Source organism: Shewanella sp. 553 (assembly GCF_059338375.1).
Map to the genome: position 1 here is coordinate 1,056,981 of NZ_CM181701.1, position 14,896 is coordinate 1,071,876.

Genomic DNA, 14,896 nt, shown 5'->3' on the forward strand with positions numbered 1-14,896 from the left:
GTCCATGCCCCCTATTTAGCTTTAATATGTTCGAGCTGAGTAGGTCAATAATCAAAGCAGCAGCGCAGCATCTATCTCATGAAACTGATCCGTCGCATCGATTAGTGCTTTGGCCGTCAATTTGGGTACGCCATATACTTGGGTTTTTAATGCATATTTTTGGTTGATGTGTTGCAGTAATAATGCAAAATCACCATCACCAGAGAGCAAAATAATGCTGTCGACTTCATTAGCTGATTCCATGATATCAATGGTGATGCCCACGTCCCAGTCGCCTTTAGCACTGCCATCACTGCGCTGAATAAACGGCTTAAGTTTCACATCGAAGCCTATGTGTTTGAGCGCATCTTGAAACTTCAGTTGGCCATCGTCCCCCCTATGAATGGCATAGGCATTAGCGATGACAATATCGCCTTCATAGCTTAGGTGTTGCCACAACTTACGGTAGTTAAATTGGCGGCCATAAGCTTCTTTACAGGTGTAATAGATATTTTGCACATCGACAAATACGGCGAGTTTTTTCAAGGAGTGTTCCGAAGTTGAGCATGATTGCGCCACTATAGCACAAGGGCTGCGTAGCCACAGTCTTCACCTCGCACTAGCCATAAGCATCGCGCCTAATCACTCGTACTTTTGTTGTACCATGCAGCTGCAGCACTGTGGTGAATTATGACTCCTTTGTGTCATTTTCTGGTAATTAGGTGGCAAGTTAACATCGGGACTTAGTGTTAAAGTACATGGGCGTGAGTGATTTTCCTTGATTAAGGTAACGTTGATGTAATTGCGCTATTTCAACGGGGAACACACCTTCGCTGCTAAATTGATGTTGCCGATAAAACGGCACTAGCTCGGGGAGTGCAAATAAAAAGCTGGCGCAAGTATTGAGCTCTGGCGACAGTGCTCGCATTAGGTTGTGAGCTACGCCTTGGTTGCGATGGTTTGGATGCACCAACATGCCGGTTAATAACTGATATGGCCCTATGGGCTTAACCTTACCGCGGCAATCAATGGCTCTTGAGGATTATCATTGAGGTATTTCACCGCAAGGTGCTCTTTTTTTCGCAGTCGAGCATGAGGCATATGACGCTTGTAAAAAATAAACGCCTGTTGGCGCATCGAAGGGGCGAGCCAATAAAGCGTCACGGCTTATCCTATGAAAGTCTTATTCTTGTATAAAGTTCACTAAGCCTAGCAGAATGCGTTGGCGCTCGAAATAGCCAAGTCTTTATCTGTTATTTGTCATTTACGGTTGCCATCGCCAGAGATATTAACCATGACGATAGCGTGAGCGGGATTAAGTGATTTTTGTGTGATATTTGTTCGCTTGTTTTGATTGAGTACCGTTTAAGTTGTCAGTTGTGCTTTTATGTTGTTTTCGTGTTGCTTTTTGGCGCTAATTTGCTTGTATTTACACTGATTTACCCTATAAGCGATGATTTGCCTTTAAAATGACGGCCACTCTCCAATGGCCTTTTTAATCGACGAATAATCAATAATGAAAAAACCGCGTTTAACTACCAGTACGATTATTATTTTAAGTTTATCTGCCGCTCTAATTTTTCAATTTATATCTCATTCAAACCAAGCTGCTCAAGCTGGTGGAAGCCGCGATAAAGGGGTTAAAAAATCGCGAGTCATTCCTGTGGTGACATCAGTCGTTACCGAGCAGAAGTTGAGCCAGCATCTGTCACTGGTTGGCAAACTTGAAGCTAATCGCTCGGTGCAAATAGCCGCTGAAGTGGCAGGAAAAATCACTCGCATTAATGTGGATGCTAACCAAGCGATAGTCGCGGACCAGACCTTAGTGGTGCTCGAACACACCCGGGCTAAAGCCAATGTGGCTCAGGCGCAAGCCTATTTTCAAGATGAACAACGCAAGTTAACCGAGTTCCAAAAGCTTATTGGTAATAACGCTATTACTCAAACCGAAATCGATGCCCAGAAAGCCAGTGTCGATATCGCCTTGGCACGTTTGCAAGCGGCGCAAGCCGAGCTGGATTTTCACCTGATCAGCGCACCTTTTTCGGGGACGGCCGGGCTGGTGGATTTTAGTGTTGGTAAGATGGTCAGTGTGGGCAGCGAGCTGCTCAGCTTAGATGATCTGGCTTCAATGCGACTGGATATTCAAGTCCCCGAACTCTATTTGTCACGTTTACAACTCGGCATGTCGGTCACCGCAACGAGTCGAGCTTGGCCAGATGAGCGCTTTGTGGGCCACGTAGTGGCAATCGATGCGCGCATCAACCCAGAGACCCTAAACCTTAAGGTGCGGGTCAATTTCGACAACCCACAGCAGAAGTTAAAACCGGGTATGTTGATGTCAGCCAATATTGGTTTCTCACCCGTTAAACAACCAGTCGTGCCAGTGCAAGCATTGGAATATTCAGGCACTAAGCGTTTTGTTTATGTTATCGACAGTGACAATGTTGCGCGGCGAACACAAGTTACCTTAGGTGCACGTATTGACGATAAAGTGTTGATAAGTGACGGCGTTAATCGCGGCGATAAGATAGTGGTGCAGGGGCTAGTCAATATGCGTGATGGCCTGAAAATTGAAGAAGTTGCCCCAGCCAATTTAAGCCCTCAGGAGGCCTTGGCCAGCAGTGATGATATGAGTGCCACGCCTGCAGCTCAAGGAGGGCGTGGCTAATGTTATTGTCTGATGTCTCGGTTAAACGCCCGGTGGTTGCTATCGTTCTGAGCTTGCTATTATGCGTGTTCGGTATGGTCTCTTTTGCTAAGTTGGCAGTGCGGGAGATGCCCGACGTTGAAAGCCCTGTGGTAACTGTGATGACCACCTATGAAGGTGCCTCAGCGACCATTATGGAAAGCCAGATAACCACAGTGCTCGAAGATGAGCTTACTGGGATCAGTGGTATCGATGAGATCACCTCCACCACGCGTAATGGCATGTCACGTATTACCGTGACGTTCGATCTTGATTGGGATCTGACCGAAGGGGTCAGTGATGTACGTGATGCGGTGGCCCGTGCTCAGCGCCGCCTGCCTGAAGAAGCAAACGACCCTATTGTATCTAAAGACAATGGCTCGGGTGAGCCTTCGGTTTACATTAATTTAAGCTCATCGACCATGGACCGTACTCAGCTGACCGATTACGCGCAGCGGGTGCTCGAAGACAGATTTAGCCTGATCACAGGTGTCAGTTCCATCAATCTTTCGGGTGGATTATATAAGGTGATGTATGTGCAGCTTGATCCTGAGTTGATGGCTGGGCGTAATGTCACCACCAGCGATATTATTAGTGCGCTGCGTAATGAAAATATTGAAAGTCCAGGGGGAGAGGTGCGCAATGATGTCACCGTCATGACGGTTCGTACCGCTCGCCTGTATCATCAGCCAGAAGATTTTGACTACCTGTTAGTGCGTACGGCAAGCGACGGCACTCCTATTTACCTTAAAGATGTGGCTTCGGTGTTTATTGGCGCCGAAAATGAAAACTCCACCTTTAAGAGTGACGGCGTTCCTAACCTTAGCTTAGGCATAGTGGCGCAGTCAGATGCCAACCCACTCGATGTTGCTAAAAAAGTGCATCTTGAAGTTGATAAGCTGCAACAGTTTTTACCTCAAGGGACGCAATTGGTGGTCGATTATGACTCCACCATCTTTATCGATCGCTCCATCAGTGAGGTATATACCACCTTGTACATTACCGGCGCGCTGGTGGTACTGGTGCTGTATATCTTTATTGGCCAGGCGCGAGCCACGCTTATTCCCGCTGTGACAGTGCCAGTATCGCTGATCTCTTCTTTCATCGCGGCGCACTACTTTGGCTTTTCGATTAACTTACTGACCTTGATGGCGCTGATCCTCTCAATCGGCTTAGTGGTTGATGATGCCATCGTGGTGGTGGAAAACATTTTCCATCACATCGAAAAAGGCGAACCGCCACTGCTTGCGGCTTATAAAGGGGCTCAAGAGGTGGGGTTTGCTGTGGTGGCGACGACGGCGGTATTAGTCATGGTGTTTTTGCCTATCTCTTTTATGGATGGCATGGTCGGGCGCTTATTTACCGAATTTTCGGTGATGCTTGCGATGTCGGTGATCTTCTCGTCCATCGTGGCGCTCACATTGACGCCAGTGCTGGGCAGTAAAATGCTTAAAGCCAACGTCAAACCTAACGGCTTTAATCGTTTCATGGACAGGCTCTTTAGCCGATTAGAGCAGCACTATCGCCACTGGGTTGCTCAAGCTGTTAAGTGGCGTGCTGGCGCTCCGCTGGTTATCTTAGCGTGCATTATTGGTAGCGGTCTATTGTTGCAACAGGTACCGGCACAATTGGCGCCACAAGAAGATCGCGGCGTTATTTTTGCTTTTATTAAAGGCGCTGAGGGCACCAGTTATAATCGCATGACTGCCAATGTTGATATTGTTGAGCAACGGTTAATGCCGCTGTTAGGTGAGGGTATTATTAAGTCATTTAGCATCCAAGCCCCCGCCTTTGGCGGCCGAGCGGGTGATAAAACTGGCTTTGTGATCATACAGTTGGAAGATTGGCAAGATCGCAGCGTTAATGCGCAGCAAGCATTGGCTGTGGTCGCTAAAGCATTAAAAGGGATCCCCGATGTGATGGTGTATCCGCTCTTGCCCGGGTTTCGTGGTAAATCCAGTGAGCCGGTACAATTTGTGCTTGGCGGCGCCGATTATGATGAGTTGTTTAAGTGGGCCAGTATTATGCAGCAGGAGGCTCAATTGTCGCCAATGCTCGAGGGCGTTGACTTAGACTATGCGCAAACGACGCCTGAGTTGTTGGTCACCGTTGACAGAGTTCGCGCCGCGCAATTGGGCGTTAGCGTCGCTCAAGTGTCGCAAACACTAGAGGTGATGCTGGGTGGGCGCAGCGAAACCACCTTTATCGATCGCGGTGAGGAGTATGATGTTTATCTTCGAGGCAATGAAGACAGCTTTAATAGCATGGCCGATCTGAGTCAAATCTATATGCGTTCTGCTAAAGGCGAACTTATCTCGCTCGATGCTATTACTCATATTGACGAGGTGGCTTCGGCTCACAAACTGAGCCATAACAATAAGCAGAAGTCGATCACCCTTAAAGCCAGTTTAGGTGAAGGTTACACCTTAGGCGAAGCGCTGGACTTTCTTGATGCCAAGGCGATTGAACATTTACCCAGTGACATTTCGGTGAGTTATACTGGCGAGTCGAAAGATTTTAAAGAGAATCAAAGCAGTGTGATGATAGTGTTCGCATTAGCCTTGCTGGTGGCCTATCTGGTATTGGCGGCGCAATTTGAGAGCTTTATTAATCCACTGGTGGTGATGTTTACTGTGCCTATGGGGGTATTTGGTGGCTTCCTCGGGTTATACCTTACGGGCCAAGGGCTGAATATTTATAGCCAAATTGGCATGATCATGTTGATCGGTATGGTGACCAAAAACGGTATCTTGATCGTGGAGTTCGCCAACCAACTTCGGGATCGTGGTAGCGATATTGAGCAAGCGATTATCGATGCATCAGCCCGGCGCTTACGGCCAATCTTAATGACCGCATTTACCACCTTAATTGGTGCTGTTCCTTTAATTATGTCTACTGGTGCTGGGGCCGAGAGCCGCATTGCGGTGGGGACTGTGGTGTTTTTCGGTATGGCTTTCGCCACCTTTATCACCCTGCTGGTGATCCCTGCGATGTACCGCTTAATCTCGGGGAACACGACTTCACCAGGTTTTGTCGAGGCGCAGTTACAGCAGGCTATCGAGGCTCAGCAACAAGGGACTAAAGCTTTAGGCTAGGGGAAGGTTTTTCAGTCTAGCTTGACCAGCCATACCGCTGTCATTGACAGCGGTATGGTGTATTAATCTGTAATGCCTAACGGCAGATAAACCACTCTTTTATCATACCCATTAACCGTTTTACTCACAGTGGCTTGCTAGAGGTAAGGTACAGTTACAATATTGAACGCGCGCCATCATAGTGGCCACGGATTAATTGATTATCCTCGATAATCAGCAGTTCACCCGACTCACCTAGCTTGATGCTACTATCGACCGCGATCACTTGGTTATCAAACAGGCCTAACACTTGTGATTGCGAGGTATGGCCCACCACAATCCGCTTTACTTGAAAGTAAGCCAAGATGTTGTCTAGCTCCTGCTGATTAAAGTTAGCTTTAAAGTAGCCACGGTACCAAGTGGGACCATTGCCGAAAAATAAAAAGTTAAGCAAATCATCTTGCTTCAGTTCGGGCTTAGACGTATCGATATGTTGTCGATATAAGGCATTGGCACGGCTTAAGGTTAATTTACGATCGATCCACTCTTGGCTTATGCCACCGTGTAAAAATAGCGTGTCATTAATTTTGACTATGGTGTGCTTACTTCTAAGCCATTGGCCTAGTACTGTGTCATTAGCATAGAGTGCATCATAACTGCGCCCCAGTTGTTCGCTGGCGGTGTGATAGCGCGGATGCACATAGCGGAGGTCACCGCGCATCACCATCTGTTCGTGATTGCCCATTAACAGATGCAGTTGGCCACCGGCCGCTTGGGCTTGCTGGTCAAGTTGATACATAAACCACAATACTTCATTAACCTGATGGCCACGGTCAAACATATCGCCTGTCATCACCAAGTGCGCATCTCCTGCGGCCCAGCGCTGCTGATTATCGATAACCTTATGACGACGCAGCAAGTTAATCAGTACATCGTATTGACCGTGAACATCGCTCAGGGCAATAACTTTGTTTACCCCTTCATAAGTATCGGGTAACAGCGCTGTCGCATGGGGATTCAGTGTGGGCTCAGGCAATTGGGCGCAATCACTGGGGCGGCGCAGCTTGGCTTGCTTAATTGGGGTTTGAGCTAATTGATTGTGGCAGATCCAGTGCGCCGTTTGCGGCTGGGCAGCCCCTGGTTCGATAAACACATAGGGGCCATCATGGATAGGCGTATTATCTTGCGCCTGTGGAGTAGCAAGCGAACTGTTACTGAGTAATAACAGCCAAAACAAATGGATAGATTGCAGGGGCTTCAAAGGTCTCTCTCTTTTATTCTGTCGGCGCTCGCGGGGTTTTGGACGTATTGAGCGCGCGAATTCTCGGTTTGTCGCTGTGAGTTGTTGCCAGAGATGTTAGCACTATTTTGCATTGCTGTGTGTTTTTGTAGGCGACGCTGGGGCGATGAGGATCAGGGGAGTTGCCTGAGACCTGATGAAACTCAACTCGTTTAAGCCTGTTCTAAACTTCAGCCTCAAACACACGTCATTTAAAATAAGCTCCTTTAATAGAAAACGGAGACCCTAGGGTCTCCGTTTGGTCGCTTTAGCCGTTATCAATTTACCTGAGCTCGCCAGCATCAAGCCTGGCGATTTTGAACGTCAATGAGATCAGCTGATACGCTTGTATTTTAGGCGATGAGGCTCGATGGCCTCAGTGCCTAAGGTCTCTTTTAACCACGTGGTGTACTCGGTGTAGTTACCTTCGTAGAAGTTCACTTGGCCTTCGTCGCGATAATCTAAAATATGGGTAGCGATTCTGTCGAGGAACCAACGGTCATGGGAGATAACCATGGCGCAACCTGGGAATTCAAGCAGGGCTTCTTCCAAGGCGCGTAAGGTTTCGACGTCTAAATCGTTGGTGGGTTCATCGAGTAACAGTACGTTGCCGCCCGCTTGCAACAGTTTGGCTAAATGAACTCGGTTACGCTCACCACCCGAGAGGCTGCCGATAATTTTTTGCTGATCGCCACCACGGAAGTTAAAGCGACCCACATAGGCGCGACTTGGGATTTCGGTGTTGTTGATCCGCATGATATCTTGGCCGCCAGAGATCTCTTGCCAAACGGTATTTTTATCATTCATCGAATCACGGAACTGATCGACCGAGGCAATCTTCACCGACTCACCAATTTCTATGCTGCCACTATCAGGCTGCTCGGCGCCGGTAAGCATCTTAAACAGGGTCGATTTACCCGCGCCGTTGGCACCGATAATACCCACGATAGCGCCTTTAGGCACTGAGAAGCTTAAATTGTCGATAAGGACGCGATCGCCATAAGACTTGGTCAGGTTGTTAACTTCAATGACCTTGTCACCCAAACGGGGTCCAGGTGGAATAAAGAGTTCGTTAGTCTCATTACGCTTTTGGTAATCGTTAGTATTAAGCTCTTCAAAACGCGCCATACGGGCCTTGCCCTTAGATTGACGGCCTTTAGCCCCCTGGCGAACCCATTCAAGTTCTTTGGCAATGGTTTTTTGGCGGGCGTTTTCGGTGGCCGACTCTTGTTTAAGGCGGGCATCTTTTTGCTCAAGCCAAGAAGAGTAGTTGCCTTCCCAAGGGATCCCTTCACCACGGTCAAGCTCTAAGATCCAACCAGCGGCGTTGTCGAGGAAGTACCTATCGTGGGTAATAGCCACAACGGTGCCAGTGTAATCTTGTAAGAAGCGCTCTAGCCAAGCAACTGACTCGGCATCCAAATGGTTGGTCGGCTCATCGAGCAGCAACATATCGGGTTTTTCGAGCAGTAAACGACACAAGGCCACACGGCGACGTTCACCCCCAGATAAGACTTCAATTTTAGTGTCCCAATCTGGTAGGCGCAGCGCATCTGCGGCGCGCTCTAAGATGTTATCGAGGTTGTGAGCGTCTTGCGCTTGAATAATGGCTTCGAGGCGGCCTTGTTCTTTGGCCAACGCATCAAAGTCGGCATCGGGCTCGGCGTACAGCGCATAGACTTCATCTAAGCGAGCAAGGGCATTTTTCGCCTCGCTGACCGCTTCTTCAATCGCTTCACGTACGGTTTGCTGTTCATCCAGCTTCGGCTCTTGGGGCAGGTAACCGATTTTAAGGTCCTGCATGGGGCGGGCTTCACCCTCAATGTCGGTATCGAGGCCGGCCATAATGCGCAGTAGGGTCGATTTACCTGAGCCGTTGAGACCCAATACACCAATCTTGGCGCCAGGAAAAAAGCTTAAGGAAATATCTTTTAGGATCTGCTTTTTAGGTGGGACAATTTTGCCCACTCGTAGCATGCTATAAACAAATTGTGCCATAACAAATTTACTCTCCGACAAAACAATGGCGCCAATTCTACTGCAATCGTGTATGAACTTAAATCGTATTTTAGAAGATGGGCGCCGGCGGCGTGTGCATCAATTGCTTTTGGGCTGACTTTTCGGTTTATGCCACCCAAGGTTTATCCTAAAACGAAAACAGTGTTTTTTATCAAAGTGCTGTAAACAGTCACTTTTATGGCTTGTAACAGAATCCGCTTGCCAAACAATGACTCGCTTATGGCGTTGGCTGCTGTGGGGCACTTAGATGAATATTTCTAAGCCTGAATTACGGCTAATTTCATGTTGCTAATGCTGGGATTGTGATCAATTGCACTGTAGAATACCGCGCAACCCTACTTAAATAAGACTTTAACAGCTGGAGTGACCAATGCTGAAAAAAGAGATGAATATTGCGGACTTCGATCCACAACTGTTTCAAGCGATCCAAGATGAAACTCGTCGCCAAGAAGAGCACGTCGAGCTTATCGCCTCTGAAAACTACACCAGTCCTCGTGTATTAGAAGCGCAAGGTTCTCAGCTGACTAACAAGTATGCCGAAGGTTACCCGGGTAAGCGTTACTATGGTGGTTGTGAGTATGTGGATATCGCAGAAGAACTCGCTATCTCTCGCGCCAAAGAGCTATTTGGTGCCACTTACGCCAACGTTCAGCCTCACTCTGGTTCACAAGCTAACTCAGCGGTATTTATGGCGCTACTTCAAGGCGGCGATACCGTTTTGGGGATGAGCCTTGCCCACGGTGGTCACTTGACCCATGGCTCTCACGTGAGCTTCTCGGGTAAATTGTACAATGCCGTGCAGTACGGTATCGACGAAACCACTGGTAAGATTGATTACGCCGAAGTTGAGCGCCTTGCCGTTGAGCATCAACCTAAGATGATTATCGCCGGTTTCAGTGCCTACTCTGGTATTATCGATTGGGGCAAGTTCCGCGAAATCGCAGACAAAGTCGGTGCTTACCTGTTTGTCGATATGGCGCACGTTGCAGGTCTAGTGGCTGCGGGTATCTACCCTAATCCACTGCCACATGCACACGTGGTGACCACTACAACCCATAAGACTCTGGCTGGCCCACGTGGCGGCTTGATCTTGTCGGCCTGTGATGATGAAGATATTTACAAGAAGCTAAACTCAGCGGTATTCCCAGGTGGCCAAGGTGGTCCATTGATGCACGTTATCGCGGCTAAAGCGGTGGCGTTCAAAGAAGCATTAGAGCCTGAGTTTAAAACGTACCAAGAGCAAGTGGTTGTTAACGCCAAAGCGATGGCAAACACCTTTATCCAGCGCGGTTATGATGTAGTGTCTGGCGGTACCGACAACCACCTATTCCTGCTTGATTTGATTGCCAAAGATATCACAGGTAAAGACGCTGATGCTGCACTTGGCCGTGCCAACATCACAGTGAACAAAAACTCAGTGCCTAACGATCCTCGCTCACCTTTTGTGACCTCGGGTCTGCGTATCGGCTCGCCAGCGATCACGCGTCGTGGTTTCAAAGAAGCGCAAGCGGTTGAGTTAACTAACTGGATGTGTGATGTGCTTGATGACATCAACAACGAAGCCACTATCGAGCGGGTGAAAAACCAGGTCCTTGATTTGTGCGCTAAGTTCCCTGTTTACGGTTAACCTTAAGGGTTAAATCAGGTAAACTTCGATGGCCGCTATGATAGCGGCCATTTTTGTATCTCTCAGTTGGCTTTTTTATGCATGCCAACCGATCTATTTAAGTGCTTTTATGCTGGAGGCTCAATGTATTGTCCGTTTTGCAGCGCAACCGATACTAAGGTGATCGATTCTCGCTTGGTTGCCGATGGTCATCAGGTTCGCCGTCGCCGTGAATGCCTAGAGTGCCATGAAAGATTCACCACTTTTGAAGGCGCCGAGTTAGTAATGCCGCGAGTGGTTAAGCAAGACGGTAGTCGCCAGCCGTTCGATGAAGAAAAGCTGCGGGGCGGCATGTTACGCGCAGTCGAGAAACGTCCGGTATCTATGGATGAAATTGAGCAGGCACTAAGTAAGATAAAGTCGACGCTGCGCGCCACCGGTGAGCGCGAAGTCACCTCTGAGATGATAGGTAATTTGATGATGGACCACTTGGTCCACCTCGATAAAGTCGCCTATATCCGCTTCGCTTCTGTGTATCGCGCCTTTGAAGATGTGTCCGAGTTTGGTGACGCCATTGCGAAACTGCAGAGTCCTAAGTCGACCAAATAAACCGATTTTTAATCATTAGATTGCATGGATATGGCACATGGCGTGGTCAAAATTTGACATTGAAATGATGGCAAAAGCCATCAAGTTAGCGCGTAAAGGGCGCTATACCACTCGACCTAACCCGAGCGTGGGCTGTGTTATCACCCTGGCGGGCAAGGTGGTCGGCGAAGGTTATCATATTGCCGCGGGCGGCCCCCATGCCGAAGTGCATGCACTGCGCATGGCTGGCGAGCAAGCCCAAGGGGCAACCGCTTATGTCACTCTAGAGCCGTGTAGCCACTATGGCCGCACCCCGCCGTGTGCACAGGCGTTGATCGATGCGCAAGTGGCGCGGGTGGTGGTAGCGGTAACCGACCCTAATCCGCAGGTGTCTGGACGTGGTATCAAGATGCTGCAGCAAGCCGGCATTGAGGTCGATATCGAACTACTGCGTGATGAGGCGGCCGCGCTGAATCAAGGCTTTATGAAGCGTATGGCGACAGGATTGCCTTGGGTGAGCATTAAGTTGGCCGCCAGTTTAGACGGTAAAACGGCGCTGTCCAATGGCACATCGAAGTGGATAACGGGCGCTAATGCCCGTCGCGATGTGCAGCGAATGCGCGCGCGTCATTGTGCGGTGATAACCGGCATCGATAGCGTATTGCAAGATGATCCCAGCATGAATGTGCGCCATCAAGAGCTTGGCAGCCTAGCCGATTCTCTGCCTGCTGAGCTGTTAAAGCAGCCATTGCGGGTGGTGCTCGATAGTCAGGCGCGCTTAGGGAGCCAAGCAAAATTATTGGCCATCCCATCACCTGTCTTATTGGTGTCTTGTACGCCTTACAGCCCGTCGGTACAGGCCTTCTGGCCACAACATGTGAGCCATTTACAGCTTGACGCCCAAGAGGGGCGCGTGCCGCTCGCTGCATTGCTGGCGCATCTAGGGCAAACGTGCAATAGCGTGATGGTCGAAGCTGGCGCCACCTTGGCGGGGGCTTTTATGGCACAGCAACTGGCCGATGAATTGGTCTTATACCAAGCGCCTAAATTGCTTGGCAGCCACGGGCGTAATTTACTCCAGTTACCCGACTATACTCAGATGACGCAACTGCCTAAGTTAGTGTTAACTGATGAGCGTAAGCTCGGTGACGATACGCGTTTTACATTTAATTTATGTGCACACTCCTGTTAAAGTGCAGAGCAACTAAGTAGGTAAAGATGTTTACTGGGATCATTGAGTCAGTAGGAAATCTAAGAAAAATTGAGCGCCGTGGCGACGATATTCGTCTCACCGTGGCCAGTGGTAAGCTGGACTTAAGTGATGTCAAACTCGGTGACAGTATTGCCACCAATGGCGTGTGTCTCACCGTGGTGGAATGCTTAAGCGACGGTTATGTTGCCGATATCTCAGCCGAGACAGTGTCACTGACAGGCTTTGCTCATTATCAAGTGGGGCAAGCGGTTAATTTAGAAAAAGCTGTCACACCGACCACACGCTTAGGGGGTCATATGGTGAGCGGTCATGTCGATGGCGTCGCTTACGTCGACGATAGGCAATACCGTGGTAAGGCTATCGAATTTTGGTTAACGCCGCCTCAAGGTTTGGCGCGCTACATCGCCCATAAAGGCTCCATTACCATCGATGGCGTTAGCCTGACGGTGAATGAGGTGCAAGGCGAACGCTTTCGCTTAACCATAGTGCCGCATACCGCGGGTGAAACCACCCTGATTAACTTAAAAGCCGGCGATAGCGTTAATATCGAGGTGGATCTGATCGCACGTCATTTAGAGCGTTTAATGACGTATTCGGAGCACAATGCAGATGAAAATGTTAGCAAAGCCCCAGAAGTGACGCTGGATCTGTTAGCTCGCTCAGGCTTTTTAAGATAGAGGCTGGCATTGCCAACCAATAGCAGATTAAATATTTATTACTAGAAGAACATTTCAAGGTCTAACAATGGCACTACATAGCATAGAAGCGATTATCGAAGATATTCGTTTAGGCAAGATGGTTATCTTGATGGATGACGAAGATAGAGAAAACGAAGGCGATCTTATCATGGCGGCAGATCTTGTCACCCCTGAGGCGATCAACTTTATGGCGACATTTGGACGTGGTTTAATTTGCCAAACCATGACGAAAGCCCGCTGTCAACAGCTGAATTTACCCTTGATGGTTACCAACAATAACGCGCAATTTTCGACTAACTTTACCGTGTCGATTGAAGCTGCTGAAGGGGTGACAACCGGTATTTCTGCCCAAGATAGAGCCGTGACCGTGAAAGCGGCTGTGGCGAAAGATGCTAAGCCAACCGATATTGTGCAGCCAGGGCATATTTTCCCGCTGATGGCCCAAGAAGGGGGCGTTTTAGTGCGCGCAGGTCACACCGAAGCGGGCTGTGATATTGCCCGTCTTGCAGGTTTAGAGCCTTCAGCTGTTATCGTTGAAATCCTGAATGACGATGGCACCATGGCGCGTCGTCCCGATCTTGAGATTTTTGCCGAAAAGCATGGCCTAAAAATAGGCACCATTGCTGATTTAATTGAATACCGTAATACCAAAGAGACCACAGTGGTGCGCGAGGCTAAGTGCAAATTGCCAACCCGTTTTGGTGAGTTTGAGATGATCACCTACCGTGACACCATAGACAACCAACTCAACTATGCCTTAATCAAAGGTGATGTTAAGCCAAACAGCTTAGTGCGGGTACACCTGCAAAATACCTTTAATGATTTACTTCATTCTGAGCGCGATGAAAAACGCAGCTGGTCACTCGAAAAAGCCATGGCACGTATTGCCGATGAAGGCGGCGTATTAGTCTTACTGGGGCATCAAGAGCACCGCAGTGAAATTTTGGCCAAGGTCAAGGCATTTGAAGCTCAGGACAAAGGCGAAGCTGCAGCCCCAGCCCAATGGCAAGGCACCTCACGCCAAGTGGGTATCGGCTCGCAAATCTTGGCCGATGTGGGCGTCACCACAATGCGCCTGCTGAGTTCGCCAAAGCGTTACCATTCGCTGTCGGGCTTTGGGTTAGAAGTCACTGAATATATTGCTGATTAATACTCATGTGAGTAAATTCACTCATTTGGTTTAAATTGCATGGGGATCAACGTCGTGTGCTGTGGTATTATACGGCCTCTTTTTTCCCGTGCCGGGTTTGTTAAAGCTAATTTAGGTAAGATAAATGAACGTAGTTCAAGGTAATATCGAATCGAAAAATGCCAAAGTTGCCATCGTGATCTCACGCTTCAACAGCTTTGTTGTTGAGAGTTTGCTTGATGGCGCGTTAGATACGCTAAAGCGCTTTGGTCAAGTTGCAGATGACAATATCACGATTGTACGTGTGCCTGGCGCTGTAGAGTTGCCTCTAGCGGCTCGTCGTGTGGCAGCAAGCGGTAAATTTGACGGTATCATTGCGCTAGGCGCGGTGATCCGTGGTGGTACTCCCCATTTTGATTTTGTTGCAGGCGAATGTAACAAAGGTTTGGCTCAGGTTGCGCTTGAGTTTGATCTTCCAGTTTCATTTGGTGTGTTGACCACAGATACCATTGAGCAAGCCATTGAGCGCTCAGGTACTAAAGCAGGTAATAAGGGCGGCGAAGCGGCTCTTAGTTTGCTTGAAATGGTCAATGTTCTGCAAGAACTAGAACAGCAGTTGTAA

At 48.7% G+C, this 14,896-nt stretch carries 13 protein-coding genes; 8 read left to right on the top strand and 5 right to left on the bottom strand.

Features of this window, described 5'->3' with window-relative positions:
• Positions 1-51 precede the first annotated feature (51 nt).
• The 3 genes from AC5YBZ_RS04740 to AC5YBZ_RS04750 form a co-directional block, all read right to left on the bottom strand.
• The gene (locus AC5YBZ_RS04740; RefSeq protein ID WP_475516141.1) at positions 52-525 is read right to left on the bottom strand and encodes a LabA-like NYN domain-containing protein; all 474 of its coding nucleotides are present in this window, start codon (positions 523-525) and stop codon (positions 52-54) included.
• Positions 526-709: 184 nt separating this feature from the next.
• Entirely contained in the window at positions 710-955 is a 246-nt protein-coding gene (locus AC5YBZ_RS04745) for a GNAT family N-acetyltransferase (protein ID WP_494543475.1), read from the bottom strand.
• 23 nt (positions 956-978) lie between these two features.
• A complete protein-coding gene (locus AC5YBZ_RS04750) occupies positions 979-1,143 on the bottom strand; it encodes a hypothetical protein (RefSeq protein ID WP_494543476.1) in 165 nt (54 codons plus the stop codon).
• A 352-nt stretch (positions 1,144-1,495) separates the two neighbouring features.
• Here AC5YBZ_RS04750 and AC5YBZ_RS04755 point away from each other — a divergent pair, with 352 nt between their 5' ends.
• Together AC5YBZ_RS04755 and AC5YBZ_RS04760 are read left to right on the top strand one after the other, a co-directional pair.
• Entirely contained in the window at positions 1,496-2,650 is a 1,155-nt protein-coding gene (locus AC5YBZ_RS04755; RefSeq protein WP_494543477.1) for an efflux RND transporter periplasmic adaptor subunit, read from the top strand.
• Positions 2,650-5,763, top strand: coding sequence for a multidrug efflux RND transporter permease subunit (locus AC5YBZ_RS04760; RefSeq protein WP_494543478.1), 3,114 nt, complete (start codon positions 2,650-2,652; stop codon positions 5,761-5,763). The genes AC5YBZ_RS04755 and AC5YBZ_RS04760 overlap by 1 nt, the downstream gene beginning before the upstream one ends.
• Before the next feature lie 154 nt (positions 5,764-5,917).
• On the opposite strand, the gene AC5YBZ_RS04765 is transcribed toward AC5YBZ_RS04760, so the two are convergent.
• Both AC5YBZ_RS04765 and ettA read right to left on the bottom strand, forming a co-directional pair.
• Positions 5,918-7,003 carry a metallophosphoesterase gene (locus AC5YBZ_RS04765; protein ID WP_494519797.1) on the bottom strand — a complete coding sequence of 362 codons (1,086 nt, stop codon included), beginning with the start codon at positions 7,001-7,003 and terminating at the stop codon, positions 5,918-5,920.
• Positions 7,004-7,354: 351 nt separating this feature from the next.
• Entirely contained in the window at positions 7,355-9,019 is a 1,665-nt protein-coding gene (ettA, locus tag AC5YBZ_RS04770; protein ID WP_494519796.1) for an energy-dependent translational throttle protein EttA, read from the bottom strand.
• Positions 9,020-9,410: 391 nt separating this feature from the next.
• Between ettA and glyA the strand changes: the two genes are divergently transcribed.
• The 6 genes from glyA (at position 9,411) to ribH (ending at position 14,896) form a co-directional block, all read left to right on the top strand.
• Complete coding sequence (gene glyA, locus AC5YBZ_RS04775; RefSeq protein ID WP_494524434.1) at positions 9,411-10,667, top strand: serine hydroxymethyltransferase; 1,257 nt, start codon at positions 9,411-9,413, stop codon at positions 10,665-10,667.
• Between the two features lie 123 nt (positions 10,668-10,790).
• Complete coding sequence (gene nrdR / locus AC5YBZ_RS04780) at positions 10,791-11,255, top strand: transcriptional regulator NrdR (protein WP_494519795.1); 465 nt, start codon at positions 10,791-10,793, stop codon at positions 11,253-11,255.
• 37 nt (positions 11,256-11,292) lie between these two features.
• On the top strand, positions 11,293-12,426 hold the full coding sequence (gene ribD, locus AC5YBZ_RS04785; protein WP_494543479.1) for a bifunctional diaminohydroxyphosphoribosylaminopyrimidine deaminase/5-amino-6-(5-phosphoribosylamino)uracil reductase RibD: 1,134 nt from the start codon (positions 11,293-11,295) through the stop codon (positions 12,424-12,426).
• 26 nt (positions 12,427-12,452) lie between these two features.
• A complete protein-coding gene (locus tag AC5YBZ_RS04790) occupies positions 12,453-13,124 on the top strand; it encodes a riboflavin synthase (protein WP_494524436.1) in 672 nt (223 codons plus the stop codon).
• A 67-nt stretch (positions 13,125-13,191) separates the two neighbouring features.
• Positions 13,192-14,295: a bifunctional 3,4-dihydroxy-2-butanone-4-phosphate synthase/GTP cyclohydrolase II gene (ribBA, locus tag AC5YBZ_RS04795; RefSeq protein ID WP_494543480.1), complete on the top strand. Its 1,104-nt coding sequence runs from the start codon at positions 13,192-13,194 to the stop codon at positions 14,293-14,295.
• Between the two features lie 124 nt (positions 14,296-14,419).
• The gene (gene ribH / locus AC5YBZ_RS04800) at positions 14,420-14,896 is read left to right on the top strand and encodes a 6,7-dimethyl-8-ribityllumazine synthase (RefSeq protein WP_494524438.1); all 477 of its coding nucleotides are present in this window, start codon (positions 14,420-14,422) and stop codon (positions 14,894-14,896) included.

What these genes read in the sequence shown, in the direction of transcription:
- AC5YBZ_RS04745 (WP_494543475.1), bottom strand. Translation starts at nt 955, where the DNA reads ATGTTGGTGCATCCAAACCATCGCAACCAAGGCGTAGCTCACAACCTA.
- AC5YBZ_RS04755 (WP_494543477.1), top strand. Translation starts at nt 1,496, where the DNA reads ATGAAAAAACCGCGTTTAACTACCAGTACGATTATTATTTTAAGTTTA.
- AC5YBZ_RS04760 (WP_494543478.1), top strand. Translation starts at nt 2,650, where the DNA reads ATGTTATTGTCTGATGTCTCGGTTAAACGCCCGGTGGTTGCTATCGTT.
- ettA (WP_494519796.1), bottom strand. Translation starts at nt 9,019, where the DNA reads ATGGCACAATTTGTTTATAGCATGCTACGAGTGGGCAAAATTGTCCCA.
- glyA (WP_494524434.1), top strand. Translation starts at nt 9,411, where the DNA reads ATGCTGAAAAAAGAGATGAATATTGCGGACTTCGATCCACAACTGTTT.
- nrdR (WP_494519795.1), top strand. Translation starts at nt 10,791, where the DNA reads ATGTATTGTCCGTTTTGCAGCGCAACCGATACTAAGGTGATCGATTCT.
- ribD (WP_494543479.1), top strand. Translation starts at nt 11,293, where the DNA reads ATGGCGTGGTCAAAATTTGACATTGAAATGATGGCAAAAGCCATCAAG.
- AC5YBZ_RS04790 (WP_494524436.1), top strand. Translation starts at nt 12,453, where the DNA reads ATGTTTACTGGGATCATTGAGTCAGTAGGAAATCTAAGAAAAATTGAG.
- ribBA (WP_494543480.1), top strand. Translation starts at nt 13,192, where the DNA reads ATGGCACTACATAGCATAGAAGCGATTATCGAAGATATTCGTTTAGGC.
- ribH (WP_494524438.1), top strand. Translation starts at nt 14,420, where the DNA reads ATGAACGTAGTTCAAGGTAATATCGAATCGAAAAATGCCAAAGTTGCC.